The 26,360-nt window shown below is 52.8% G+C and carries 29 protein-coding genes; 24 read left to right on the forward strand and 5 right to left on the reverse strand.

All coding sequences use genetic code 11. The features are described 5' to 3' along the window. Window positions 1-22: 22 nt before the first annotated feature. From E1757_RS07060 to E1757_RS07110, 11 genes are all read left to right on the forward strand, one after another. Window positions 23-997 carry a type II secretion system F family protein gene (locus E1757_RS07060; RefSeq protein ID WP_246079055.1) on the forward strand — a complete coding sequence of 325 codons (975 nt, stop codon included), beginning with the start codon at window positions 23-25 and terminating at the stop codon, window positions 995-997. A 10-nt stretch (window positions 998-1,007) separates the two neighbouring features. Beyond that, entirely contained in the window at window positions 1,008-1,871 is an 864-nt protein-coding gene (locus tag E1757_RS07065) for a type II secretion system F family protein (RefSeq protein ID WP_246079084.1), read from the forward strand. Window positions 1,872-1,897: 26 nt separating this feature from the next. After that, the gene (locus E1757_RS07070; protein ID WP_133226141.1) at window positions 1,898-2,116 is read left to right on the forward strand and encodes a Flp1 family type IVb pilin; all 219 of its coding nucleotides are present in this window, start codon (window positions 1,898-1,900) and stop codon (window positions 2,114-2,116) included. Next, window positions 2,094-3,146 (forward strand): hypothetical protein, encoded by a 1,053-nt coding sequence (locus tag E1757_RS07075; protein ID WP_246079056.1) that lies wholly within the window; start codon window positions 2,094-2,096, stop codon window positions 3,144-3,146. Before E1757_RS07070 ends, E1757_RS07075 begins: the two co-directional genes overlap by 23 nt. Window positions 3,147-3,158: 12 nt before the next feature. After that, window positions 3,159-5,459, forward strand: coding sequence for a hypothetical protein (locus E1757_RS07080; RefSeq protein ID WP_246079057.1), 2,301 nt, complete (start codon window positions 3,159-3,161; stop codon window positions 5,457-5,459). Between the two features lie 110 nt (window positions 5,460-5,569). Beyond that, the gene (locus E1757_RS07085) at window positions 5,570-6,244 is read left to right on the forward strand and encodes a TadE/TadG family type IV pilus assembly protein (protein ID WP_133226142.1); all 675 of its coding nucleotides are present in this window, start codon (window positions 5,570-5,572) and stop codon (window positions 6,242-6,244) included. Then, complete coding sequence (locus E1757_RS07090; RefSeq protein ID WP_165971987.1) at window positions 6,241-6,753, forward strand: A24 family peptidase; 513 nt, start codon at window positions 6,241-6,243, stop codon at window positions 6,751-6,753. Before E1757_RS07085 ends, E1757_RS07090 begins: the two co-directional genes overlap by 4 nt. Window positions 6,754-6,769: 16 nt before the next feature. After that, window positions 6,770-8,569, forward strand: coding sequence for a DUF6382 and FHA domain-containing protein (locus E1757_RS07095; protein ID WP_133226144.1), 1,800 nt, complete (start codon window positions 6,770-6,772; stop codon window positions 8,567-8,569). A 2-nt stretch (window positions 8,570-8,571) separates the two neighbouring features. After that, a complete protein-coding gene (locus E1757_RS07100) occupies window positions 8,572-9,444 on the forward strand; it encodes a PP2C family protein-serine/threonine phosphatase (protein WP_165971988.1) in 873 nt (290 codons plus the stop codon). Window positions 9,445-9,530: 86 nt separating this feature from the next. Continuing rightward, a complete protein-coding gene (locus tag E1757_RS07105; protein WP_133226146.1) occupies window positions 9,531-11,090 on the forward strand; it encodes an ABC-F family ATP-binding cassette domain-containing protein in 1,560 nt (519 codons plus the stop codon). Window positions 11,091-11,178: 88 nt separating this feature from the next. Next, the gene (locus E1757_RS07110; protein ID WP_133226147.1) at window positions 11,179-11,469 is read left to right on the forward strand and encodes a Dabb family protein; all 291 of its coding nucleotides are present in this window, start codon (window positions 11,179-11,181) and stop codon (window positions 11,467-11,469) included. Window positions 11,470-11,509: 40 nt separating this feature from the next. Here the strand turns inward: E1757_RS07110 and E1757_RS07115 are convergent, their stop codons facing one another. Together E1757_RS07115 and E1757_RS07120 are read right to left on the reverse strand one after the other, a co-directional pair. Beyond that, window positions 11,510-11,947: a hypothetical protein gene (locus E1757_RS07115; RefSeq protein ID WP_246079085.1), complete on the reverse strand. Its 438-nt coding sequence runs from the start codon at window positions 11,945-11,947 to the stop codon at window positions 11,510-11,512. Window positions 11,948-12,074: 127 nt separating this feature from the next. Then, entirely contained in the window at window positions 12,075-12,404 is a 330-nt protein-coding gene (locus tag E1757_RS07120; protein WP_133226149.1) for an ASCH domain-containing protein, read from the reverse strand. Window positions 12,405-12,503: 99 nt separating this feature from the next. Between E1757_RS07120 and E1757_RS07125 the strand changes: the two genes are divergently transcribed. The 3 genes from E1757_RS07125 to E1757_RS07135 all read left to right on the forward strand — a co-directional run bounded on the left by E1757_RS07125 (window position 12,504) and on the right by E1757_RS07135 (window position 17,265). Further along, window positions 12,504-13,571, forward strand: coding sequence for a M42 family metallopeptidase (locus tag E1757_RS07125; RefSeq protein ID WP_133226150.1), 1,068 nt, complete (start codon window positions 12,504-12,506; stop codon window positions 13,569-13,571). 4 nt (window positions 13,572-13,575) lie between these two features. Continuing rightward, the gene (locus E1757_RS07130; RefSeq protein WP_133226151.1) at window positions 13,576-15,513 is read left to right on the forward strand and encodes an ABC-F family ATP-binding cassette domain-containing protein; all 1,938 of its coding nucleotides are present in this window, start codon (window positions 13,576-13,578) and stop codon (window positions 15,511-15,513) included. A gap of 138 nt (window positions 15,514-15,651) precedes the next feature. Further along, the gene (locus E1757_RS07135; RefSeq protein ID WP_133226152.1) at window positions 15,652-17,265 is read left to right on the forward strand and encodes an ABC-F family ATP-binding cassette domain-containing protein; all 1,614 of its coding nucleotides are present in this window, start codon (window positions 15,652-15,654) and stop codon (window positions 17,263-17,265) included. 190 nt (window positions 17,266-17,455) lie between these two features. Here E1757_RS07135 and E1757_RS07140 read toward each other — a convergent pair whose 3' ends face one another. Further along, the gene (locus tag E1757_RS07140; protein ID WP_133226153.1) at window positions 17,456-17,668 is read right to left on the reverse strand and encodes a hypothetical protein; all 213 of its coding nucleotides are present in this window, start codon (window positions 17,666-17,668) and stop codon (window positions 17,456-17,458) included. 106 nt (window positions 17,669-17,774) lie between these two features. On the opposite strand from E1757_RS07140, the gene E1757_RS07145 reads away from it, so the two are divergent. The 9 genes from E1757_RS07145 (at window position 17,775) to E1757_RS07185 (ending at window position 24,508) form a co-directional block, all read left to right on the forward strand. Continuing rightward, the gene (locus E1757_RS07145) at window positions 17,775-18,299 is read left to right on the forward strand and encodes a hypothetical protein (RefSeq protein ID WP_133226154.1); all 525 of its coding nucleotides are present in this window, start codon (window positions 17,775-17,777) and stop codon (window positions 18,297-18,299) included. A 59-nt stretch (window positions 18,300-18,358) separates the two neighbouring features. Continuing rightward, on the forward strand, window positions 18,359-18,691 hold the full coding sequence (locus E1757_RS07150) for a thioredoxin family protein (RefSeq protein WP_133226155.1): 333 nt from the start codon (window positions 18,359-18,361) through the stop codon (window positions 18,689-18,691). Further along, on the forward strand, window positions 18,688-19,077 hold the full coding sequence (gene kapB / locus E1757_RS07155) for a kinase-associated lipoprotein KapB (RefSeq protein ID WP_133226156.1): 390 nt from the start codon (window positions 18,688-18,690) through the stop codon (window positions 19,075-19,077). Before E1757_RS07150 ends, kapB begins: the two co-directional genes overlap by 4 nt. Window positions 19,078-19,156: 79 nt before the next feature. After that, complete coding sequence (locus E1757_RS07160; RefSeq protein WP_133226157.1) at window positions 19,157-20,527, forward strand: sensor histidine kinase; 1,371 nt, start codon at window positions 19,157-19,159, stop codon at window positions 20,525-20,527. Next, complete coding sequence (locus E1757_RS07165; RefSeq protein WP_133226158.1) at window positions 20,524-21,177, forward strand: response regulator transcription factor; 654 nt, start codon at window positions 20,524-20,526, stop codon at window positions 21,175-21,177. The genes E1757_RS07160 and E1757_RS07165 overlap by 4 nt, the downstream gene beginning before the upstream one ends. 119 nt (window positions 21,178-21,296) lie before the next feature. After that, on the forward strand, window positions 21,297-22,373 hold the full coding sequence (locus E1757_RS07170) for a Gfo/Idh/MocA family protein (RefSeq protein WP_133226159.1): 1,077 nt from the start codon (window positions 21,297-21,299) through the stop codon (window positions 22,371-22,373). A 7-nt stretch (window positions 22,374-22,380) separates the two neighbouring features. Then, window positions 22,381-23,043: a trimeric intracellular cation channel family protein gene (locus E1757_RS07175; protein WP_133226160.1), complete on the forward strand. Its 663-nt coding sequence runs from the start codon at window positions 22,381-22,383 to the stop codon at window positions 23,041-23,043. 37 nt (window positions 23,044-23,080) lie between these two features. Continuing rightward, window positions 23,081-23,587 carry a hypothetical protein gene (locus tag E1757_RS07180; RefSeq protein WP_133226161.1) on the forward strand — a complete coding sequence of 169 codons (507 nt, stop codon included), beginning with the start codon at window positions 23,081-23,083 and terminating at the stop codon, window positions 23,585-23,587. A gap of 180 nt (window positions 23,588-23,767) precedes the next feature. After that, entirely contained in the window at window positions 23,768-24,508 is a 741-nt protein-coding gene (locus tag E1757_RS07185; protein ID WP_133226162.1) for a hypothetical protein, read from the forward strand. A gap of 179 nt (window positions 24,509-24,687) precedes the next feature. On the opposite strand, the gene E1757_RS07190 is transcribed toward E1757_RS07185, so the two are convergent. Then, complete coding sequence (locus E1757_RS07190) at window positions 24,688-25,380, reverse strand: response regulator transcription factor (RefSeq protein WP_133226163.1); 693 nt, start codon at window positions 25,378-25,380, stop codon at window positions 24,688-24,690. Between the two features lie 139 nt (window positions 25,381-25,519). Here E1757_RS07190 and E1757_RS07195 point away from each other — a divergent pair, with 139 nt between their 5' ends. Further along, window positions 25,520-25,714 (forward strand): aspartyl-phosphate phosphatase Spo0E family protein, encoded by a 195-nt coding sequence (locus tag E1757_RS07195; RefSeq protein ID WP_133226164.1) that lies wholly within the window; start codon window positions 25,520-25,522, stop codon window positions 25,712-25,714. A 139-nt stretch (window positions 25,715-25,853) separates the two neighbouring features. Here the strand turns inward: E1757_RS07195 and E1757_RS07200 are convergent, their stop codons facing one another. Further along, window positions 25,854-26,189 carry a winged helix-turn-helix transcriptional regulator gene (locus E1757_RS07200; RefSeq protein ID WP_133226165.1) on the reverse strand — a complete coding sequence of 112 codons (336 nt, stop codon included), beginning with the start codon at window positions 26,187-26,189 and terminating at the stop codon, window positions 25,854-25,856. Window positions 26,190-26,360 lie beyond the last annotated feature (171 nt).

Here is a 26,360-nt window from a genome sequence, read left to right on the forward strand (position 1 = left end):
AAGGAGGGATGCAATTGGGATTATGCTTATAGTCATCGTTATGCTGGGGGGAGCTTGCTGGATCGGCTGGACGCTGCTCCAGAGCCAGCGAATACGCAGAGCCGCGTTAGCGGATACCGATGTGAAGGCGAGGGGCAAGCGCCGGCTGCCTGTATCCGGTTGGCCGGCTGCGGCCGGCTTGCTGCGAGGTCTTTCAGCCGGACGCAAACCTGCAGGGACATTGCCGTTATCGCATCAACAGCTTCCGGGAACGGGACTGATCGATTATAACGAATATGCGATGACCCCCAGGCAGAAGTTCCTTTCGGCCGTTATTGCCGCAGGATGTCTCGCTTGTATTGGCTTTATTTTTTACAATCACTGGTTCGGCGCATTGGTGCTTTCCGCAGCCGGGCTGTACTATCCGGTCATTCGTCGCAAGCAGTTAATCCGCAAGCGCAGAAATCAGCTTCAGCTGCAGTTCAAACAGGCGCTTGCTTCGATATCCTCGGCATTGGGAGCCGGTAAATCGGTTGAGATCGCCTTTCTCGAAGCGCTGTCGGATTTGCGGCTGCTCTATCCGGACCCGCAAGCCCTCATCGTCAAAGAGCTTGAAACGATTAACCGGCGCTTGGAGAACGGCGAGACGATTGAGACTGCGCTGAACGATTTAAGCGGCCGTTCGGGCTTGGACGATATTCAGCAGTTTACGGAAGTGTTTGTCATCTGCAAACGGACGGGGGGCAATCTTGTCCAAGTTATGCGCCGAACGGCTTCGATTATCCAGGAGAAGCTTGATATTCAACAGGATATTCAAGTGATGCTGGCGCAAAAGCGGTTTGAGTCGAAAATTTTGGCATTTGCGCCGCTCGTAGTCATTGCCGTGCTTAGCTTCAGCTCGCCGGATTATATGGAGCCTATGTATAAGGGGGCCGGCCGTCTCATTATGTCGGTGTCGCTGCTTATTTTAGCCGGCTGCTATATGGTAACGCAGCTGATCATGAACATTAAGGTGTGAGATTCCATTGATGATGCTGGTGCTGTTTTTCGCAGAGCTTGCAGCAGGCGGCATGCTGCTTCTGGCGGCGTTTCCCGAATACAGAGCATTCGTAACCGAACACCGGGCACAGCTTCAAATGCCGATGGCGGCGCCGCTGTCTTTTTGGCTTATCGATCGGCTGAAGTTGGCCGATCACTTGTCCGAAGCGTTGTCGCGCGTCCATCAGACGATGGCCGGGCTTTACGGAAGCAAGACGGCGATCGTGCGGACCAAATGCTTTTCGGCCAATGTGCTTACTGCGGGGATCGCCGTTGTGACGGGCAGCACTTTACTCGGTGCAGTCGCCGAGGGAGGCGCGGAAATGCTGCTCTACGGCTGCTGTTTAACCGCACTGCTGCCGTTTGTATTTTTCAAGGAGCTGACAGGGCGGCTGCGCAAGAAAAAACGTCTAATGCTGCTTGAGCTTCCCGAGGTGGTCAATCAAATGGTGCTGCTAGTCAATGCGGGTGCAACGGTGCAGCAGGCGCTAACCCGGTGCGTTGAGCATAAACCCGCAATACAGGACAGCCCGTTGCTTGTCGAGCTGGCTGCGGCCGTACATGAAATCCGGATGAATGCGTCGTTTTCCAAGGCGTTGGAAGATTTCAACAAACGGTGCGGCGTCCAGGAAGTATCTTTATTTACGACTACGCTGCTGCTCAACTATAAGCGTGGCGGCGATGAGCTTGTCATGGCATTGAAGGAGCTGTCCTCAACGTTATGGGAGAAGCGGAAATCGTTGGCCAAGACGATGGGGGAGGAAGCCTCGTCCAAAATGGTGTTTCCGATGGTTTGCATATTTATGGTCGTGATGATTGTCGTCGCGGCTCCGGCTATTTTAATGATGGGTTGATTGTACAAAGACAGGAGGCAGCAATTATGAATAAAATAAATCGGGCGATCCGCAGCTTTTGGCACGATGAGGACGGACTGGGCACGCTTGAGATCTTGTTGATCGTGGCGGTACTCGTTATCATCGCCATTGCTTTTCGAAAATGGATCATGAAGTGGGTGCAGGATTTGTTTCTTTCCGCGAATACGGAGATTACCGATCAGTCCGGTACGATTAACAGCAATGCAAAATCGATCAGCCCATAACAGGCTGCGCCGCCCGGAACCCAGTGTGCCGCATCTTGGCTGTCCAAAGCGGTTGCTCAAGGAATCGAACGGAGGCTTTACGATCGAAGCAAGCTTCGTGCTCCCGCTGCTGCTGTTGTCTACGCTGTCGCTGCTGTTTTTGGCGTTATTCGTCTTTCAGACCTCGGCAGCCAATCATACGGCAGGACTGGCGGCGGATCGATCGGCATTCGTCTGGGACAACAGCAAACGGGACCCGATTACCGGATCGTTTTCGGCCGGAGAGGGCGACGGTCTTTATTGGAGGCTGAGCAATGACAGCGTATCGGATCTGTTCCGCTTCCTGATCCCGAATGCAGCTTCGCAAATTGCGCTGCCTGTATCCGGGATTTCCGCATCCGACGGTCCGGAAGGCAAGCTGCGGCGCGTCGGATCCGTCGTTTCGCCGGAATGGAACGGAATCATGAACTACCGGAATAACGGCTTCAGCCGGGTCGTTACGGTTCAGCTGGACAAGCCGTTTCATTCTCCGGGCTTTGCGGAACGCAATCTCCTGGATAAGGTTGAATCATCGGCGCAGGCGTATGTCGTCGAGCCGGTCGAATCGATTCGGATTATCGATCTGACCCGGACGTTCATCCAGGACATCAAGGATCGAATCAAGCCTGATGCGGCGCTCCAATTAATGAAGGAGCCCCAGACGGTTCCGGATAAACCGGCTGTAATTAACAGCCATAAATCCGCTGTAGCTTATTTGCAAACGTTGGTGAACGGCAGCGAGCGTACGATTCAAGTCAATAAAGATACGAAGCGGCAGGTTGATGCGATGGATGCCAATCAGGTGGCGCATCAAGCCTTTTATACGTTCAGCGAGAGCCAGTTGAGAAACGAGCAGCTGCCAAAGGACGTACAATTGCTGAACAACGGAACGGAAGTGAAGGGAGTCGTTTGGCATTTTTTTAAGCAAGCCAAAAACAGCGAGGTGAAGCTGTCTGCCCGTCTGCGGGCGGAGCTGGAACGAAACGGGATCGTCGTTGTCATCCACGAATAGGAGGGAGTCGCCGTGAGACGCTGGAGGAGGCTGATCGCCGGTCAGTGCGGTGCAGTCTCGTTGTACCTGATGTTGATAATTGTGCCGGTCTTTTTACTGTGCGCGATGCTGATCGATTTTTCACGCCTTAAGGTTGCCGAGAAGGAAGCGGAAAATGCGGTAAAAACCGGCGTTCGTTCGACTCTCTCGGCTTTCTCCCGGCAGCTTCAGGCTTATGGACTGTATGCGTTAAGGCAGGACGGCGAGGAGGAACGGACGCAAACGAAAGAACTGTTTCAGCATACCGTATCGGAAAATATGTCCGGCTCCGTGGCCAAAGGCGGTTTTCAGCTGGTAGACCAGCGATTGGAAAAAGACAGATCGAGTATAACTCCCATGTATACGTTAGCCAATCATACGATAATGAAAAAACAAATTTTGGAGGAAATGAAATATCGCGCCCCGATGATCTTTGCTTTGGAGCTGGCCGACAAGTTCAAGAAAACGGGACTTGCTTCCACGTTGGGGCAAGCATCCCGATTTTCCAAAAATGCGGTACAGATCGAAGGACTGCTCGAGGAGCGGGACAGGCGGCTCGATCAGGCATGGGCTGCATGGAGCTCGATTTATAACAAAGCGGCGGCTGCGCATCCATTTTATCAAACCCAGCTTTCCGATCTTAATGAGCTCAGCGGCAAGGTCGGCATTCATACGGTCGACGAGGTCAAACAATCGCTGCAGTCGGCCAAACGGGACTTGGATGATTTGCAGAGTCAGGTCAGAAAGATCGACCGGAATATCCGGTCGCTTATCGAAGCTGGCGCAGGGATATCCGCCGCCGCAGAAAGACTGAGGGAAACGAGAGCGGAGCTAAAGTCGCAAATAGCCGATATCGGTGATAAAATCAGCGATCTGAATCAGCTGCTGGAGGATGTCCAGAAATATGTGGCGCTATTGGCGATGCTTAAGCTGAAATCGTCCGCCGATTTGGCTGAGTTCAAAGCAATGTTAAAGTCGTTTGAGGATGCGTTGGCCGGGGCAAAAAGTGCTAACGATCAATTGAACGACCAGCTTCGCTCGATAACCGCCCAACAGCAATCCTCCTCTACGTCCGCGATGGAAGCCGAGCGTGCATTTGAAGGAATTTATATGATCTCGAGACAGGAGCTGGACGAGTATGGAAGCCAGGCGGCAGCCTCGATCGCCTCATTTGCCGGATTGGAGGCTCAGCTCGGCAATGTGCTGCTGTTCGATGCAGGTAATTACCGCAATGCCGATCAAACGCTGCAATCGTTTTGGAAGCTAGCCCAAGAGCTGTTTACCCGTCAAGGCGCCAAGGAAGCGGAGCGCAACAAAAATAAAGCGGCCGTGACAACGTCCAAACGGGAACAGCGAAACAAGGCGCAGCCGTATTTGGATCAGGTGACGAAAGCGATGGGCAGCTGCAGTCTCACAGGTTTAACCGATCCGTTCAAAGCAAGCTATGTAACGCTGCAGGGCGATCCGTCCAAAGGAAGCACCGGGCTTTATCAAGCCTATATGAGCGTCAACCGGCAGACGGATTTGGCGCAGCCGGTGCCGGACATTAAACTGGATGACGCCGATAAAGCGGGGATGAGTGCGATGAACCTTGTCTCCTCGATCGAATCCGTCTTGGCAGATGTCAGAGACGAGTTTTACCTGGATGAATTTGCGGTCAGCAAATTTAACTACCGTACTTTTGGCTTGGAGAAAGATATGAACGGGCAGGTCAAAGTATCCAATGAATTATCGCGGCCCGACAGCCATGCGCTTGTGAATCAGGAGCTTGAATATTTGCTGTACGGGGCCAATTCGTGCCTGGGCAACTATTCGGCAGCTTATGCGGAAATGTTTGTCATCCGGCTAGCCGTAGGCACAGCCGAAGCGCTCACGGAACCGCATATCCAGTCTTTGAATTTAGGCTCCCCGCTGCTTGTATTTCTGGCCGCCGTTGCCGAAGGCGCGGTGAAGGCTCAAATGGACATGATGAAGCTGGTTCAAGGAGAAGCGGTACCGCTGTCCAAAAAATTCGGAAGTGCTTTCAGTCTCACTTATAAAGATTATTTGCGCTTGTTTTTTTTGCTGCACAGCCGGGATAAAGTGCTGCTGTCCCGAATGCAGGCATTGATCGAACTGAATACGGGGGTTCCATTGACGCAAAGCACCACGTATTTGTCGGGAACAGCAACTACGTCGGTCAAGCTTTGGTTTATGCCGGGCGTCATGAAGTGGGTCGGCGCCTCGGAGCTGTATTCGTGCAGAGTCATTGGAACGCGCTGTTATATTACGAAAACCGGAGCGATGTCATATTGATTGTCGGATCGTGAGATTCATCCGGTATTGGCGAAGCCGTTAACGACTTCGTCCGGTAATTTGCCGCTGCGCACCCATGTGTAAGCTGAAGCAAGCTGTGGAGGTGGAAAATGAAGCTAATCCGCGATCAGGAGGGAGGCATCGTCATGGAGGCGGCGCTTGTGCTGCCTATGTTTCTTTCCTTTGTGTTGATGCTGATCGTATTCATCCAAATCTCGTTAACGGAAATGGCGCTGCAATCGGCCGTTTCGGAAACGACCAAAGTGTTGGCGGTTCATATGTATCCCGTTGATCTGCTGTATGCCCAAGCCAAGAGCAAATGGGATCAAAGTGCCGCTAACGGATGGATCGAGCAAGCGAAAGGGAAAATCGAGGCCGTGCAGCAAAAGGCGGTGAATGCGGAGCAATTCGTTGAGGACTATGAACGGTGGATTCCGGATCCGGTCGTCAAGCTGATAGGATGGGAGCAAAAGGAGCGGGAGCAGCTCGAGGCATTGGCTCAGGCCGAAACCGAGGAAGCCAAAGAGCGTGTTAAAGCCGCCTACACACCGGTTTTGAACAGTGCCTTCGCCCCGATCGTGGCGATGCACGCGAATCCGTCGCGCATTAAGAAAGAGCGGCTTAAGGTTACGCGGGTAACCTTTCCGGATTTAAATCATAAAGAGCATGCGTTTATGAGCATCGAGGCGGAATACGAGCTGCCATTGCATGTCCCCTTTTTCAAAAAGACGGTATTTATCCGGAAGCAAGCGTTTGAACGCGCATGGGTAGGTGGAAGCGGATGATAACAGCGATATTGAGCGGAGGACTGATTGCGGCCGCTTTTGCTACGGACATCGTCAAACGAAAAATTCCGAATCGGCTGACGGCTGCAGGCCTCCTTATTGGCTTATTGCTGCATACGGTCATGGAGGGATTAGCCGGTGCGGGCTACGCTTTAACCGGTGCGGCATTAGGCTTTGCTCCACTGCTGCTGCTGTATTGGATGCATGCGGTAGGAGCCGGCGATGTCAAGCTGTTCGCAGCTCTCGGGGCTTTAACGGGTGCGGAATTCGTACTGCAGAGCATTATGTATTCGCTCCTTTATGCCGCCTTTATCAGCTGTCTGATTCTTATATGGAGACGGGAATGGAAGCAAAGAGGGGGGCGTATCGCAAGGTCGCTGCTGCTGTTCGCTTGGTTCAAAGAACCCCGGCAGCTGAAAGCTTTCGGCCGCTCGCCGCAACATTTGCGGTTTCCATTCATGTGGGCGGTATTGCCGGCTGCGGCGACGGTTTTTTATCAAATTTTATAATACGGAGGGGAGCCCATTGCCTTCGCAGCTATATGGATTACAGGCGGATTATGTCAGCCGCAACGGGCATTTTATGGTGCTGTCATGCGCCGAAGGCCTTCGCCGGGAAGAGCTCTCCGCGTTTCAGGTGAACATGCTCCTGGCCAATAAAATTCCTTGCCTGCTCGACTTGCAGGTCGAAGAGATGGACCAGCAGATCAAGCTGTACTATAACATTACGGGCAAGCGGATGCTTACTCATTGGCTGCGGCTTCAACGAATAAGTATGAAGCAGTTTTTTACACTGCTGTATCGAATTGTCGAGACGGTTGCGGACAGCCACATTTATATGCTGCAGGAAGGCCGGTACGTGCTGAAGGAGGACTATATTTATTGCGGCGACGACTGGAACGACCTGCATTTGACCTACATTCCGAAGGAGCTGCTGCCGGAAAAAAATGCAGTGTCGGCCGATTTGCAACATTTGGCCGCCAGATTGGTGCACAAAGTGACGGAGCTGTCCGGCAACGGCTACCAGGAGCTGATGAATTACTTGCTTGACGAGTCGTTTAATTTGCCGATGCTGAAAAAGCTGCTGCTTAAGCATATGAACCAGCCGGCAGGCGAGGCAGCGGGCGGCTACGGGACAGTTCAACCAATCAGTCATGGGGCAGAATTGAAAAGCGATGCTGCTTGGATACATCGTGAAAAGCCGCTGCCGCCGGAGGTTTTCGTGAAACCATTCCGCCCTGAGCCTGATTTGCGTCAGCCTACGGTAAAGGATGTTCAAACCGGCTCATCCATTATGAAAGAATCCGACTCGAAGATCGTCGAACCTCCTGCATCACCGGCAGCTGCGCCCTGGGACGGGTTAGAAACCGCGGAGGCGGACCAGCACCGCAAGCTTAGGCTGCCTATTATGCTGATCGGATTTCTCTCTATATGTCTGATTTGGAAGCTGTATCTGGATCATCCGGGCGAGGCTTGGCTGATGATCTGCTCGGGTCTCACTTTATTGACGGCTGATCTTGTTTTCATCGCGCTATGGATTTGGATGCCGCCAAAGACGCGCGAAGATGAAGATGACCCGGAGCTGTGGGATATTCGCAGGCAGGCCGCATTGGAAGGTGACCATCGTTCGCTGGCTTCGTCGTCGGAAAAGTCCGGCCTGATTCCGTTTTTTAATGCTGCGGAGTCTCAGCCGCGGCAGACGCAAGCGGGATTGATTCCGGCTGAATCAAGGCTTGCTGCCAAGCTCGATACCGGGATCGATGCCAGGTTGAACACTAAGTTCGACACTAGGTTCGACGCCAAGTTCGACGCCAAGTTCGATAAAAAGATTGATAGCAAGCATGATAATGAGCCGGATCCGATGATGGACCCGATTCCGCCGGGCAAGCGGAACGAATTGCCGGGCGAGCGGCGATCCGACGCTCATTATCGCAGCCTGGAGCAGCGCACGACTTTGCTGTCGCCGCGCGACGCGACGGTTTTATTAAGCAACGCCCAGATGCAAAGCCGGGCATCACAAGCGGTCCTTCCCTATTTGGAGCGGATAGGCGGCGGCCTGCCGGCAAAAGCGCACATTGATAAAGCCTCGTTCGTGATCGGCAGAACCGGGGGCGAGGTTGACCTTGTGCACGATGAGGAGGGCATGTCGCGAGTTCATGCGGAAATTGTGCGCGAAAGCGGCGAATACTGGATCAAGGATCTCGGTTCGCGCAACGGAACAACCCTCAATGGGGAAATTTTGGTGCCTTACCGGATGTATTCTTTGCAGGAAGGTGATATAGTAAAGCTAATTGCGACGGATTATATGTTTAAAATGGGGTCATAAGTTTGAAAACTACATTTGCCGTACATTGGCAGTATGGCGTCGCCACCCATTCAGGCTTATTCCAAACGACGAATGAGGATCGTTCCCTGCTGCGCATCGGCGTTACGGATCAGGGGGAGCCGTACGCCGCAGCCGCAATTGCCGATGGTATGGGCGGCAGCGGCGACGGAGGGATGGCGAGCGAGACGGCGCTCGCGGCGGTGAAGCTGTGGTTGGACGAGCAGCTTCCCGGGTTGTTGAATGCGGGTCCTGGCTGGAAGCCGCTTGCGATTTCGGCGGAACGTTTGTTTCATTCCGTGAACGGGCAGTTGATCGAGCTGGGCAAACGCGGCGGAAGACGGATCGGCACGACGTTGACGCTTATTTTGCTGCTGAACGAAACCTATTATTTATGCCATACCGGCGATTGCCGGGTATATAAGGTGACTCGCTCCAACCGCGTACGGCTGTTGACGAAGGATCAGTCATGGGCGTCCGAGCAGGTCCGCAAGGGCAGGCTTTCTTTGCAACAGGTGCGCAAGCACCCGAAACGGCATGTGCTGCTGCATTGTCTTGGCATGCAAACGGAGCTGAAGCTCATTGCGCGTACCGGCTTTTATACCCCAAACGACCGGTTCCTCTTATGCAGCGACGGCTTTTATGACCGTGTGACCGATCTTGGCATCGAGCGTATACTAAAAGCGGAGGATGGAGCGGGTCTGGGGCTGCAGCCTTTGTGCGACCTGCTGCTGGACCGTGCGTTGGACCGGCAGTCCAACGATAATATCAGCGTATTAATGCTCCGTCCGGCTGCGGCAAGGATCACGCCATGGCGGCGTTTTATTCATCGTTGTAAAAATTTTTACATGCTATTCCCTGTCGAATGGCGGAAATGATATAATAAAGTGTCTTGGTATCATTTCAATACCTTCATGAGCATATATTTTTCACTTACAAATAGACAGGAGCTAATGGAAACGCAATGAGTTTGTTGACTGTAGAAGATTTAAGCCATTCTTTCGGAGGCAGAGTATTATTTAAACAGGTGTCGTTCCGTTTGCTTGCCGGCGAGCATGTAGGACTGGTGGGCGCGAACGGAGTCGGCAAATCGACGCTGATGAATATTTTGACCGGACAGCTGTTGAAGGACAGCGGCAAGGTCGAATGGACGCCGAAAGTACATTACAGCTATTTGGATCAGCACACGAAGCTGACACCGGGCAAAACGATCCGTGACGTATTGAAGGATGCGTTTCTCCCGTTGTACGAGCAGGAACAGGAAATGATGCGAATAACCGAACAAATGGCCGACGCCGATCCGGACAAGCTGGAATTGCTGCTGGAACAAATGGGCGAAATACAGGACAAGCTGGAAAACAGCGGCTTTTATTTGCTGGATGTTAAGGTTGAAGAAATGGCAAACGGGCTTGGCCTGGATGCGATCGGGCTGGATCGGGACGTCGCACAGCTGAGCGGCGGACAGCGAACCAAAGTTTTGCTGGCCAAACTGCTATTGGAGCAGCCGACAGCGCTGCTGCTCGATGAGCCGACCAACTACTTGGATGTCGAGCATATCGAGTGGCTGACCAATTATTTGCAAAATTACCCGTATGCGTTCATATTGATTTCTCACGATACGGAGTTTATGAACAAGGTAGTCAACATTGTGTATCATCTGGAATTTTCCAGACTTACGCGCTATACCGGTAACTATGAAAAATTTCTGCAAATGGCAGATATCAATAAACAGCAGCACATCGACGCTTACGAAAAGCAGCAGGAATATATTAAAAAGCAGGAAGATTTCATCCAGCGCAACAAAGCCAGATATTCTACCTCCGGCCGCGCCAAAAGCCGCGAGAAGCAGCTGCAAAGGGTGGAGCGGATCGATCGTCCGGAAACAGCCGCCAAGCCGACGTTCCAGTTCAAGGAAGCGCGGGCCAGCGGCAAGACGGTATTTGAAGGCAAGGATCTCGAGATCGGCTATAATACCGCGCTGCTGCCGAAGCTGAATATGAATATCGAGCGCGGTGAGAAGATCGCGATTGTCGGCTGCAATGGCGTCGGCAAATCGACGCTGCTGAAAACGATCATGGGGCTCATCCCAGCGTTCGGCGGCAAAACGTATTTGGGCGATTTTCTATTTCCCGCCTATTTCGAGCAGGAAGTTAAAGCGCCGAATTTAACGCCGATTGACGATGTATGGAATGAGTTTTCGCATATGAATCAGCATGAAGTTAGAGCTGCGCTCGCCCGCTGCGGCTTGACGAACGAGCATATTACACGCCCGATGAGCATGCTCAGCGGGGGAGAACAAGCCAAGGTGCGGCTTTGCAAGCTGCTTATGCGCGAGAGCAACTGGATTTTGTTCGACGAGCCGACCAATCATCTTGATGTTGTCGCCAAGGAAGAGCTGCGGCGAGCGTTGAAGGAATATAAGGGAACGGTGCTTCTCGTATGCCATGAGCCCGATTTTTACGAGGATTGGGTAACGAAGGTATGGGACGTTGAAGCCTGGTCCAATCAACCGGTAAGCAAGTAAAGGAACGGTAACAAAAGAACAGCGTCGGGTCCGGCGCGTTCTTTTGCCATACATAAGAAAGCATTTTATTTCAGAGAGGAAGCTGGCCATGATTACTCATGTCGTATTTTTTAAGCTGAAAGACCGCAGCACCGAAGCCGTACAAGCTACTGCTAATGTTCTCACCAACATGGAAGGCAAAATTGATGTATTGAAATATATCGAGGTCGGTCTCGATGTGCTTCATTCGGAACGTTCCTACGACATCGCTCTGATTACGAAATTCGATTCGTTGGACGACCTGAAAATTTACGACAATCACCCGCTGCATCTGGAAGTAAAGGCGCATATGAAGCAGGTGCTTGACGGAACGAGCGTCTGCGTCGATTTTCAATCCTGAACAGCCGAAACAAACGAAAACCGGCTCAGGTGAACCAAGTTCACCATAGAGCCGGTTTCATCATCATCAGCCATAACATCACGACTAAAATAAACAAGTATACATATAACGAGCGGGAAAGCTTTTTGAGAAGCGCCGTACGGTCGTAAGGCTCCGATTGGCGCAGACGGCGAATCGTCGGTGAAAATGCGCGAGCCATAAAAAACAGGGAACCGAACAGGACGATGAACGTTCCGGCAATCCAGGGCGTTTTCCACGGCCATTCGCCAAGCCACATCAAGAGCAGGCCCGAGATGACGAGAACATGACCGGAATGCTTGGATAAGCGCACGACGAATTGAAATGAGTCCAGATAAGCGTGAAGCAAGCTGCCTTCCGCTGTTCTCAGCTTGCCGAGCATGGGGATAAGTACGATAAAGGGTCCAATGGAAACAAGAGCGCTTACCGCGTGAACAAAGACGAGCCAGGGATACAAAATCGATCCTCCAAACTTGAAAAGGTGAATAAAACAGTGTAGCATTCATTTTAATGAAAAACTACACTGTTTTTGCTGTTTGCATGATCAAAAAGAAACCGTTGAAAATACGATGAGGAAAGTTCTTTAATTAAATGGCGCGGAATTCATGGACCCATACTTTCATGTGCGGGAGCCAAGGCATTCCGGCATGCATGGACAAAATGTAATTTTTGTAGCTTTCCAGGTCGGCATAGCCTTCGGTTCGAACCGCTTCGTCGGTCAACTCGCCAAGCGTTTGCTGGTACACCTTGTGCACCTCGAATTTGCGGCCCTCAAGCTCCATAATTTCTCCGATATCGGCATAGCGGCCGTTCCGGCGGGTTGCCGTTTTTTCGCCGCGAATTACTTTCTGTACATCGTCCTCCTTCGTAACGAGGCGGTCAATGGTACATGTTTTCGGTGGCAATGGTTCAGTCATAGGTAGTAACCTCCTTCATTTTGTACATTTGTAAGCTTACATGAAAAGCAGGTCGGAAGCAAACACTCCGGACCCGCTTGAGTAGAGGAGATGACGTTCATGAAATCCCGCATCAATCAGTCGTATGTGCTTGAACTGTTGGAGCGGCTGCTCCGAACTCCGAGTCCCAGCGGTTACTGCGGCAAAATCATGCAGCTGGTCGCCAATGAAACGGCAAAGCTGGGCTATACGGTCGGTTTCACGAAAAAGGGCTGCGGCCTTATCCAAGTGCCCGGCAAGCGTACAGACCGGGTACTGGGCTTGTCGGCTCATGTCGATACGCTGGGCGCTATGGTCCGCTCGATCAAGCCGAACGGCACGCTGCGGTTTACTTCGGTCGGCGGTTATATGATGGGCTCCGTCGAAAATGAATACTGCCAAGTCCATACGAGGGGCGGACGCAGCTATGACGGTACGATCTTGACGAACAAGCCCTCGGTGCATGTATATACGGATGCCCGCGATTTGAAGCGCGAGGAGGCCGTGATGGAAATTCGCCTTGACGAGCGGGTGCAATCGGCAGAGGATGTTAAAAAGCTCGGCATTGAAGTCGGCGACTTCATTTCGTTCGATCCGCGGGCGGAATTTAAAGCGAACGGCTATATCAAATCCCGCCATCTGGATGACAAGGCCGCCGTCGCCGCGCTGTTCGGCCTGCTGGAGCTGATTTCGCGGGAAGCAGTGACGCCGGCGTGCACGCTGCAGCTGCTCATCAGCACTTATGAGGAGGTAGGGCATGGAGCGTCCTACCTGCCCTCCGAGATCGATGAGCTGATCGCCGTCGATATGGGAGCGATGGGAGATGATCTGTCCTGCACGGAATTTGACGTTTCCATCTGCGCCAAAGATTCGTCGGGTCCGTATGACTATGAGATGACAAGCAGGCTGATCGAGCTGGCGAAGCGGGAACGGCTCGCCTATGCCGTCGATATATATCCGCAGTACGGCTCGGATGCCACCGCCGCCCTGCGGGGCGGCAGCAACATTCGGGCGGCGCTCGTCGGCCCGGGCGTGCACGCCTCCCACAGCATGGAACGGACGCACAGCGAAGCCGTGTGGAATACGATCGCGCTGCTCGCGGCCTATGTGCAGGAACCGTGTCTTGTAAACGAATTTAAGGGGTTGTAACGTTTTGAATATCGTAGCCATTGAGCATTTTCATAAAAGCTTCGGGGATAAAGTTTTGTTCGACGACATTTCTTTCCAAATCAACGAAAAGCAGCGGATCGGACTTGTAGGCGTGAACGGTACCGGCAAGTCCTCGTTGTTGAAGGCGATCGCGGGACTCGAAAGCGTCGACTCCGGCAAGCTGGTGCATGCGAATCATTTTCGTACCGAGTATTTGCCGCAAAATCCGGAGTTCGACGCCGATTCAACCGTGCTGGAGCAAGTGTTTTACGGGGACACGCCGCTGATGCGAACGCTGCGCGATTACGAGGAAGCGCTGGCTTCTCTTGAGGAGGCGCCGGAGGACGAGCAGCGGCAGTCGCGACTGTTTGCAGTGCAGCAGCGGATGGATACGCTTGGCGCCTGGGATGCGAGCACCGTCGCGAAGACGGTGCTGACCCGGCTCGGGATTCGCAACTTTACGCAAAAAGTAGGCCTGCTGTCCGGAGGACAGCGCAAACGTGTCGCTATGGCGCGTGTGCTGATTCAACCGGCGGATCTGCTCATTCTGGACGAGCCGACGAACCATATCGATCATGCGACGGTAGAATGGCTCGAGGAGTTTCTGGCCAAATGGAAAGGGGCGCTGCTCCTTGTTACGCATGACCGTTATTTCCTGGACCGCGTGACGAACCGGATCATCGAGCTTGACCGCGGCAAGCTGTACAGCTATGAAGGCAACTATGCGACTTTTCTGGAGAGAAAAGCGGAGCGTCTGGAGCGCGAAGCGGCGGAGGAGGATAAGCGGCAAAACCTGCTGCGCCGCGAGCTGGCCTGGCTTCGACGGGGAGCAAAGGCGCGGACGACCAAGCAAAAAGCGCGAGTGGACCGGGCCGTTGAGCTTCGCGACCGCAAGGTGAGCGGACCGGCGGAGCAGCTTGATATGGCGCTTGGAGCCAGCCGCCTCGGCAAAAAGGTGATGGAACTGGAGCATGTCGCCAAATCGTTTGACGGGCGCGATATGATCCGCGATTTTAATTACATCGTCATGCCGGATGACCGGGTCGGGATCATCGGACCGAACGGCAGCGGGAAGTCGACGCTTCTGAACATGATGGCAGGCAGGCTGCAGCCGGACGGAGGCACGATTGAAACGGGAACGACGGTCAAGCTGGCTTATTATACGCAGGAAAATGTGGAGATGGACGAGAAGCAGCGCGTGATCGAATACATTAAGGAAGCTGCCGAAGTGATCCGTTTGTCCGATGGCGAATCGATCACCGCCGCGCAAATGCTGGAGCGCTTTCTGTTCCCGCCGTCCCTGCAGTGGACGCCGATCGGCAGATTGTCGGGCGGCGAACGGCGGAGGTTGTACTTGCTGCGGACGCTGATGGGCGAGCCGAACGTGCTGCTGCTCGATGAGCCGACCAATGACCTGGACATTCAGACGCTGACCATTCTGGAGGAATATTTGGACGATTTCCCCGGCGCCGTCATTACGGTATCTCATGACAGATATTTTTTGGATCGGACGGCGGATCATCTGTTTGTTTTTGATAACGGGACAGTTCACCAATTTAACGGCAATTATTCGGAGTATTTGGAAAAGACCCGGGCCGACGAGCAGCTGCTGCAGGCCATAGATAAGAAACAGACGGGAACCGCCGCCGGGCAGCCTGCATCGGACGCACACGAAGCGGCGGAAGGCAAAGAAAATGCGCGGCCCCGCAAGCTGAGCTTTAAGGAACAGAAGGAGTGGGACGAAATCGAAGGGCGCATCGCCTCGATCGAGGAGCGGCTTGCTGCGGTCAAGCAGGGCATTGAACGCGCCGGCAGCGATTACGGAAAGGTGCAGGAGCTGTTTGCCGAAGAACAGCAGCTAACCGGAGAGCTGGAGCAGGCAATGGACCGCTGGACCGAGCTGTCGGAGCTGGTCGAACAAATCGCCGCCGGCAAAAAATGAGTATGATACGGTCCGCCCGTTAGGCAAGCGTAAATTTTTTACAATCCGGTTGGGAATGAACCTGCTTTTTGTGCTATAATTTATGTTTGGAAGTATGATGAGCCATAAGCATTCATGAAGGAGAGTAGAAGACCAACGATGATTACAGTATCCAATGTGACTTTACGATACGGCAAGCGGGCATTATTCGAGGATGTTAATATTAAATTCACGCCAGGCAACTGCTACGGATTGATCGGTGCCAACGGCGCCGGCAAATCGACATTTCTCAAAATTTTGTCCGGCGAATTGGAGCCGAACAAAGGGGATGTCAGCATTACGCCCGGCGAGCGGATGGCGGTCCTGAAGCAAAACCATTTCGAATACGACGAGGTCGAAGTACTGCGTACCGTCGTCATGGGTCACGCGCGTTTGTTTGAAATTATGGAAGAAAAAAATGCGCTTTATGCCAAGCCGGATTTCTCCGAGGAAGACGGTATGCGCGCCGCGGAGCTGGAAGGCGAATTCCAGGAGCTGGACGGCTGGCAGGCGGAGTCGGATGCAGCCGAGCTGCTGATCGGCCTTGGCATTACGAAAGAAATGCATGAGCTGAAGATGAAAGACTTGAGCGGTAACGAGAAGGTGCGCGTACTATTGGCCCAGGCGTTGTTCGGCAGCCCGAACATTTTGCTGCTTGATGAGCCGACGAACCATTTGGATATCGAATCGATCAACTGGCTGGAAAATTTCCTTGCCAAGTTTGAAGGCACGGTCATCGTCGTATCCCATGACCGTCATTTCCTGAACCAGGTGTGCACGCACATCGCCGATATCGACTTCAGCAAAATCCAGCTGTATGTAGGCAATTACGACTTCTGGTACGAGTCTAGCCAATTGGCGCTGAAGCTGACGCGCGAAGCGAACAAGAAGACAGAGGAGAAGCGCAAGGAGCTCGAGGCGTTTATTCAGCGGTTTAGCGCGAACGCGTCAAAGTCGAAGCAGGCCACATCCCGGAAAAAGCAGCTGGAGAAGCTAACGCTTGAAGATATTAAGCCGTCTACCCGGAAATATCCGTTTATCAAGTTTTCGCCGGAGCGCGAGGCAGGCAAGCAGCTGTTGACCGTCGACCGTCTGTCCAAATCGATTGACGGGGAGCAATTGTTCAGCAACCTCAGCTTTACGATCAACAAGGGCGATAAAATCGCATTCGTCGGACCGAACGGCAACGCCAAAACGGCACTGTTCCAAGTGCTGATGGGCGAAACGCCGGCCGACTCGGGCGAGTTCACTTGGGGCGTAACGACGTCTCAGGCCTATTTCCCTAAAGACAACTCGGCGTATTTCGAATCCGACATGAACCTGGTCGACTGGCTGCGCCAATATTCGAAGGAACAGGACGAATCGTATTTGCGCGGCTTCCTGGGACGGATGCTGTTCTCCGGTGAGGAAGCGCTGAAGAAGGCGAGCGTATTGTCCGGGGGAGAAAAGGTGCGCTGCATGCTGTCCAAAATGATGATGAGCGGCGCCAACGTGCTGATTTTGGACGAACCGACGAACCATCTGGATCTGGAATCGATTACGGCGCTGAACAACGGAATGGTAGACTTCGATGGGACGATGCTGTTCGTTTCCCATGACCATCAATTTATTCAAACCGTGGCGAACCGGATCATGGAAATTACGCCAAACGGCGTGATAGATAAAATGATGACGTACGACGAATATTTGGAGAGCGAAGAAATCAAAAAACAGCGCGAGGCGCTTTACGCATAACCGGTGTCGAAACGTACGTACAAGCATGGATAAGAAAACCTCTATCGAGGCCTTTCGATGAAAACACATTCGTGTTTTAGAGGTAGCTTTTCCTGCATTATCAGAATGGTTCAGCTCCGCTGAAAACTAATACATTCTGATATTAAAAAGAAAAAAGGATGAGCTTGGGTTACGCAGCTCATCCTTCTTTTTAGCTTCCGCCGGTGCGGCGGCGCTGATTATTCGGCTTCTTGTTGTTTTGGCTCCGCATGACGGCGCTGTTGCCCGCCCGCTGCTGAGTGTTGGACTTGGCATCGTTCTGGGCTTGCTTCTTTTGCGCCAGCTTGTTTTTGACTGCGTCCGCCAGGCTGACTTTTTTCGGCTCATGGGCTTGTTCGTTTGGCGTTTCGTTCACGTCCGACATGGTGTACACCTTCCTTGCATTAGATGATTTCATTGTACTGATTTGTCCATGTGGAAGCAAGTGAAAAAATAGCTTTTAATGAGCTAAGGCTACAGGAGAGAATCTTATGTTTGACCCGACTATTTTTGATAATTTGAAAGTCGTTTTGGAAGGCGCGCTGTACGATAAAGATTTCGATGGCGTCCTGCAAATTACGAACCGTATGGACCGGATGGAGCTTTCCTCGATGTCCCGCTCGTTTGGCATGGAGTTTACGGCAAAGCCGGCAGGCGCCGCGAAAGGGCGGGTCCGGTTGACGGCGTCGGTTGCCGATCTGGCGGCGGAATTGCTGGCCGAAACCGATAAGCAGCCGGGCTGCGGCTTGCAGCTGACGTTTATGCACCCGATCCGTGAGATGGAGGCCGATTGCGCCTGGACGGAAGAACTCATCCGCGACATTTGGGGCGACGGCGTCGAAGCCGCGCAAAGCGTGCGCATGACGTATGGCAGCCAGCCGGTGAAGCTGACGAATCATTTGACCGTCCGGTTTACAAGAAAGCTGGATGAGCGGCAGATCGACGACATCCCGAGCCTGCTCGATCATGTCGTGCTCAGCCTGCAGCGGCTCGACGAACGGTTTGCCGGCCATTAATCTGTCGGGTTCATGCAAATGACGCAGCGGCGGCGAGGCTGAAAGGAGGCGGTGCCGTTTTGACCGAATGGACAGAAGCGCAGCTGAAGGATTGGATGAAAGACAGTTCTGAGCGCAGATTCTTTTATTTTTATACCCCGCTATGCGGCACGTGCAAATGGACCGAACGAATGCTGCAGGTGATCTTGACGCTTGATCCGCAGCTGCCGATTGTGAAATGCAATGTTAATTTTTGCAGGCAGACGGCAATCGAATGGCAAATCGAAAGCGTTCCGTGCATCGTCGGTTTTGGAACGGACGGCGGCATGCGCAAACGCTACAAGATGCAGGCGGTCGACGATTTGCATCGCTGGTTTCAGCAAATAAACGACAATGGGAGGGAATCGTCATGAACGATACGTTTGAAGTAGGCAGCTTGGTCATGGCAGAATATAAGACAGGAATATATACGGGCGAGGTAGTGGAGCATTCCCCGTCCGGCAAATTAGCGGTCAAAATATTGGCTGTCGTGAAGCATCCGACCCAAGGCGATTTGCATCATCCGATGGACCCGGATGTTCCTTTTTTCCACCAGCGCCGGGCACTGGCTTATCAGGAAATTGCTTTGATGCCGCGTCATACAATCAAGCCGTTCAGCGGCAGCGTTCAGGATTACCGCGCTTCGCTGGAGAAGTCGCTTCAAGCCGAAATGAACAAGCTGCGGCAGACGGTGCAATGGGCCGAGCGTAGTTTGCAGGAACTGGAGCAGCTGCAAAAGGATTACGCCGTTTTGAAATAAATCCGTTCAACCATTCGACGGCACTACGCTGTATAATAGAAACGAACCCCATTTTGTCGAAACGGATGTGGCGGATGTTATGCTGTTTGTACTGATTGGATTATGGGCGATCGGCTTGCTGCTGCTGATTACGGACCCGAGGCGTCCGACGACACGATGGATTGCAAGCATCGCGTTCACAGGGGGGTTCGGCGGGCTGTCGGCCGTCATCAACGATCAGATCAACCCTTATTTGAATGCCCGGGGCTGGCTGAGCGAACCGGTCATGCGGATCATGAGTCATACGGAAACGATATGCTCGCTCATCTGCTACTATGGCTTGCCATACACGTTTATTATGTTTACGCTCATGTACCATCCGAACGCATCCGTCTGGCGTTGGACAAGATTGCTGGGCTGGGCGCTATTGCTGCCGCTGCTCGTTTCATTTGCCTTCGAGCCGATGCCCGGCGATCCGATTCCGTACCGCTATGTGACGTTCTGGACGGTTCCCTATATTTTGGCGGGGCTTTTTCTGCTGCTTCACGGAGCGTTTAAGGAACGGAATACGTTTTTGCGCAAGCACCGGATGCTGACGGCACTTGCCGCAGCACCGTCGTTATTTTTTGCCTTGTTCACGCTGTATGTGCTGCCGACCTTTTTCGGCTTGTATGAATGGTGGCGCTACAACGCGGCTGTGATCGGATTCACATTGGCGGTTATTCTTTTTTCCAGTTTTCGTTACGGGTTTATGGGGCTGCAAATTTCGATCCGCAACCAGAAGCTCGATTATACGCTGCGGGCGATTACATCGGGAACGGCCATTTTAAACCATGCGATCAAAAACGATGTCGGCAAAATCAAGCTGTTCAGCGAAAAAATCAAAGCGGAGGCGGAGCAGCCCGATCCGCAGCAACTGATCGGCGATATCGAAGTGATCATGAACGCTTCCCAGCATATTTACGATATGATCTACCGTATTCAGGGGCAGACGCAGGATGTTGTTCTGCAACGGGAAGAAGTGAAGCTGCGGGATTTGCTGGAACAATGCCTCGGCATGCTGTCGCCGGTTTTTCATAACGTTGAATTGATCAAGGATTACCGCTGCGCGGGCTTGATATGGGCCGATCGGGCGCAGCTGATCGAGGTGTTCACCAATGTGGCGACGAATGCGGCGGAGGCGATGCCGCAGGGCGGGCGGCTGACCGTCAGGCTGACGGAATCGAAGCGCAGCCTCATTGTCGAAATGAAAGATACCGGAGCGGGAATGGATAAAAAGCAGGTGAAGCAAGCGTTCGATCCTTTTTATACGACGAAATCCGGCAAAAAGCTTAATTTTGGGCTCGGGTTATCGTATTGCTACGCCATTGTCCAGAAGCATAAAGGAACGATGAGCATCCACAGCAAGCCGGGCCAGGGAACATCGGTATATATGAATTTTCCGAAAAAGAAAGGAGGCGTTGGAGCATGAGCCGGATTCGTGTCGTCATCGTAGAGGATGACCAGGATTGGCTGCGCGGCTTAATGAGCTACTTGAGCAGGGAGCCGGACTTGGACATCGTAGGTCATGCTTCGTCGGGTCAGGCGGCTGTAGAGCTGCTTGAACGGGTCGAGGCGGACGTCGTGTTGATGGACATCATGCTGTCCGACAGTCCTGAAGGGATATGGGCGGCTGCGGAAATCGTCCAGTGTACGGGGGCGAGAGTGATCATGCTGACGTCGATAGAGGAAAAGGAGCTTATTTTCGAGGCGTTCAAGGTCGGAGCGGTGGACTATATGGTCAAGTCCAATTATACGGAAATCCCGCAATCGATCCGCAACGCCTGCGCGAACCGAAGCTCGATTCATCCTAGTGTTGCGGCCCAAATGCGCGATGAGTTTCGCCGATTGAAAAATTTGGAGCAAGAGGTCAGAGTAAAGGAGCTGCGCGAGCTGCTGACACCGACCGAGATACAGGTGCTGGATCTGATCGAGAAAGGCCATACGCAGACGCAGATTGCCGACAAATTCGTCGTGTCGATTCGCACCGTTAAGGTGCATGTCGGCAATATTTTGCGCAAGCTTGGCGGCAAGAGCAGCAAGGAAGCGGCCCAAAAGGCGAAGGATATGGGTATTTTATAACGGCTAAACCGCTTATTATGGCGGTAAAGCCGTCTTTTTTGCATTGGCGGTAAAGCGAGACTTTATGGTATAGTATGTTACAGTTTGATACTTATTGTATGTGGAGGAGTCAGAAATCGATGGCAGTAAACAACATCATCCAAGTGGGCGTAATCGGAGCAGGCAATATCGCCAACGTACACATGAACGTGTTTAAACAAGTGCCGGAAGCGGCGATCGCCGCCGTGACCGACATTTATTTGCCGCTGGCGGAATCGAGAGCGAAGGAGCACGGCATACCTAAGGTGCATGCTTCATATGAAGAGCTGCTGCAGGATCCGGGTCTGGATGCGGTCATTATCGCGGTGCCGAACGAGATGCACGCGCCTATCGCAATTCGCGCGCTGGAGTCGGGCAAGCACGTGCTGCTGGAGAAGCCGATGGCGATCGACGCCGCTTCGGCCAAAGATATCGTCAGGGCGCATCGCGGATCGAATAAAACGCTGATGATCGCCCACCAGATGCGCTGGGAAGCGATTAACCTACAGGTGAAGGAGCAGATCGATAAAGGCGCGTTGGGACATATATATAACATAAAGGCAGGCTGGATGCGCCGCAAAGGAATACCTGGCTGGGGCACCTGGTTTACGCAAAAGTCCAAATCGGGCGGCGGACCGCTGATCGATATCGGCGTTCATATGCTGGATTTGTCGCTTCACCTGATGGGCAATGCCAAGCCGGTCTCGGTGTTCGGCACGACGTATGCGGAATTCGGACCGAAGCGCAAAGGGATCGGCACATGGGGCAAGCCGGATTGGAACGGCTCCTACGATGTCGAGGATTTGGCTACCGCGTTGATCAAGCTCGATAACGGCAGTACGCTGACGCTGGATGTAAGCTGGGCGGCGCATACCGATCTGCTGGACAATAAGCCGTATTTGTACGTGATGGGATCCGAGGGAGGGGCGACGCTGCGCGGTGATCAAGGCAAGCTGTTTTCAGAAGTATTCGACCGGACGGCCGATGTGGAGCTATCCGTTCCCGCCAACGACGAAGGCGCCCGCGTGCGGCAAAGCCGGCATTTCGTTGAATGTATTCGTGAAGGAAAGGAACCGATCACGTCGGGGATGTCCGGCTTGGCGAACAGCCTGGTGCTGGAAGCCATTTATGAATCATCCCGCACAGGCAGTGTAGTTACACTGGATTGGAACATATAATAATGATATGGAACTGCTCGACCTGAATTTGCAATTATTCAGTATCATCGGCACTGTGGCGTTTGCGGTAAGCGGCGCGGTTGTGGCGATGGAGGAAGATTACGATATATTGGGCGTATTCGTGCTTGCGCTGGTTACCGCATTTGGCGGGGGCGTCGTGCGCAATCTGCTGATCGGTGTTCCGGTGACGACCCTCTGGGGACAAGGCATGTATTTGAAAACCGCTTTGATCGCCGCGGCGCTCGTCTTTATTGTCCCTGTCAGCTGGATTCGCCGCTGGAAAACGTGGGAATCGCTTTTCGACGCGATCGGCCTCGCGGCCTTTTCGATCCAGGGCGCTCTGTATGCATCCAACATGAACCATCCGATCAGCGCCGTCATGGTGGCCGCGGTAATGACGGGGATTGGCGGCGGCATCATCCGCGATGTGCTGGCCGGCCGGAAACCGCTTGTGCTTCGGGACGAAATTTATGCGGTATGGGGCATGTTTGCAGGCTTGATGATCGGACTGGGCTGGTTTCAGGGACCGTTTCATTTGCTTTCCCTGTTTGTTGTTATCGTAATTTTAAGAATGCTCTCTGTTCTGTTTAAATGGCGTCTGCCGCGTCGTTCGCTAAGCTTGGCTGCTACGACGGCAGTCCGTACGAAACGCGGCGGAGACACAAAATAAAGCCGGGAAAAGGCATGGAAGAAAGAGGCTGCGGGTTATGGAAATGTCGTTTACGGAATTTAAACGGATCCCTTCCGAATGGCTTGAGCAGCGGCTGGAAACCGTCAGAGCGTTAAGCGGAGACGACAAGCTCGAGCTTTATGAGGTAGCTAAGGACAGATTGACGGGAGAGCACTACCTTCACTATGCCTATCTGCACCGGCAGGTGGCGGCAATTGGTCCGGAGAGCAGCGGCGAAGAGACGTTTCATCATTTGATGCCGCTGAGCAGCGACGATGTGCTGGGCATTATTTTTAACGAACAGTCCTTCCACTATCCGGATGCGTGGAATAAAGCGTTTTTACGCAACGGTCCTGACGGCGATTACGTTTGGTTCGACCCTGCATATATCGAGGAGGAAACGGAGAACGAGGAGATCGGCCGACAAATTCAAGAGCAGCTGCTGAAGTTCAGGCAGTCGGGGGAGCTGACGCCGGAGGCGGTTAGTAAACTGCTCGAGGAATTGGACCGGACCGGCGGCACCGATAAAGACGGATCGAAATAAGGGATGTCCGGCCTTGCTTGCAGCCGGAAAGCGATTATAGGATCAGGCGCTCCGAATAGGGGGCCTGTTCTTTTTTTCGCTCACACCGGAAATTCATTTTGCAGCCGGCAGCGCATATTTTCCTGACTTGGAACCATCCTAAGCATATAGACGGATGATAAGAAAAGGAGGGGGATAAGCGTGAGCGCAATATTTTTTCGCCCGGCGTCTTGGCGGTTCGGCCTTTGGATCGGGCTGCTGATTTTAGCCGCGGGTTGTAATGACGAGCATCAAAAAACGGCCGGAGGCGGTGTGCAATCGTCGCAGCTGCATGCCGAATTCGATAGAGACAGCCGCAATAACGAGGACAACTCGCTAGGTGTCAAGGCCAAATGGGTGGAGGAGCAAGCCGGGAAGGCGAAGCCGGATAATCCCGGGTCGTTCCAGCAGCTGGATGCGAACAATTACCATTTGACGAAATCGCCGCTGCGGTTTGCGCCTGATCTCGCCGACGAGCTGGTGCGCCGCAATCCGGGTGTTCGGTCGGCCGACGTCCTGCTGACGGAAACGAACGCGTATGTGGCGGTCGTGCTGGACGGTCACGATCCTGCGGCGGAAAGCCACCCCGATATGATGTCGCATCAAGTGACGTCGAAGGGCGGGGTTGGCTTGTTCGGAATCGATAAAGGCAATGCGCGGATCAATTGGTCCGACCCTGGCGGTTTAACCACATCGTTAAGCATCCGCATGAAAAGCGAAGTGCTGGCGATGACCCGCGAAGGGGTTCAGCGGGTATTCGTGTCGGCGAATCCCAATTTTGTACAACGTGTCCGGTTTTACAAACAGGAAGGGCAAAAAGGCGTCGATTTATCGGCCTATTTGAACGAGTTCAACACATTGATCCAGCGCGTATTCCCGAACGACGGCAATACGAGAAGATAGCCTCCTGCAGGAAAGGGCCGCCCCGCAAATTATTATCGGGATTGTTCAACCCCGCTCCGACATGGAGCTGCATACAAAAAGACGCTTCCGTCCCCACTTCAGACGTGGCTCCGGAGGCGTCTTTGCACATGGTATGGATTGATCCGTTCGCCTGCATCTTGTCGGGCAGCCGCCTCCGGTTAAAGCTCAAATTTGTAGCCGACGCCCCAAACGGTCTTAATATGTTTCGGCTCCTTCGGATCGACCTCCACTTTTTTGCGGAGATTCGTAATGTGGACATCCACCGACCGTTCCGTAACGAACGTGTCGATGCCGCGGATTTTGTTGAGCAGCTCCTCGCGTGAAAAAACTTTGCCGGGATGAAGCCAAAAATGACGCATAATTTCGAATTCGGAGAACGTGGTTTCGACGGGATGATTTTGCAAGTAGATGCACCGTTTCTCGATATCGACTTTAATGGATTGCCCGCCTGCGGAAACGGCATCCGCTTCGGCCGCCGGAGCTTTGACCATCGTCGACCGGCGCAGCAGCGCACCGGTTCGGGCAGCAAGCTCCCGCATGCTGAACGGCTTGCACAAATAATCATCCGCGCCGATGACCAGCGCTTTGACGCGCTCCGATACTTCGCTTTTGGCGGAGATCATCATGATCGGAACCTGAGACTGGGAGCGGAGCTCGCGGCACAGCTCAATCCCGTTCATATCGGGCAGCATGACATCCAGCATGATTACATCCGGCCCGACCGAATGAAACAGCTCCTTGCCCTGGCGGCCATCCGCCGCCCAGTGAACCTGATAATCTTCCTCGGACAAATAAATGGAAATCATATCTGCGATACTTCGATCATCTTCAATCAGCAATATTTTAGACATGAATTCCCTCCTTCGACTATTTATGAAATGTTAGCAAAATAAACGAAAAATAAACAAAATTGGAGCGGGATACAGCAACTTTTTTAAAAAATTGATGTAATAATTAGTATAAAATCACAATTGCAGGGAGGCAACTGCCATGATCGTATCCGCATTGCTAGAATTGAAGATTCATAGGTATGTCGATGAACTGCATGAACTGGTTAATGTCAAAGGCTATGCCTTGACCAACCCCGAGGTCGTCAATAAGAGCATGGAGCTGGATCTCCTTATTCTTAAAGCGATGCGCGGCCAATCAAACGCTTTCACCACAATGAAATTATCCCACGATTAAATTCGTGATGACAGAGGGCTTGTCCTTTCCGCGCATCATAAAGAAGCGGGTCCGGTATCCATAGGATAGCCGCGTAATGCAAGCTTACCTTCCGGCGGCTCCAAGCCGACCCCGCTTCATAATGAACTTATCCCATAAATTAACTTTTCGCATCAGGACAGTTAGGCTGAATCCAGCTGTCTCCCCACTCCTGCACGGCCTCCATAACGGGCTGCAGAGCTCTGCCTTTATCCGACAACTCGTACTCGATACGAACCGGCGTCTCCGGGTAAACATGGCGTATAATGAGTCCGCCGGCTTCAAGCTCCTTGAATCTTTCCGCCAGCATCCTGTCGCTCATCCCGGGAATCATCTCCGAAATATCTTTAAAACGGCGCGGTCCGTTCAACAGCGACTGGATGATAAGACCTGTCCAACGTTTCCCCAAAATTTCGAAGGCTGCTTCAAATTTCGGACAAAGCGAATGTTCGCTCATCACATTCATCTCCCTTTAAAAATAGCGGTAATTCTCTACATACAGTGTATCATAAGTTACTTGTCAAAAGTAAGCATTCAATCATACAATTTGCATATTTTATTCTTTATTATACAGCCTTATTAAAGATTTAGCATGTATTCTGTTAAAAAAGCGGTAATTGTCCCTGCT

Origin of the sequence: Paenibacillus piri (assembly GCF_004354045.1) — a bacterium.
Lineage (GTDB): Bacteria > Bacillota > Bacilli > Paenibacillales > NBRC-103111 > Paenibacillus_S > Paenibacillus_S piri.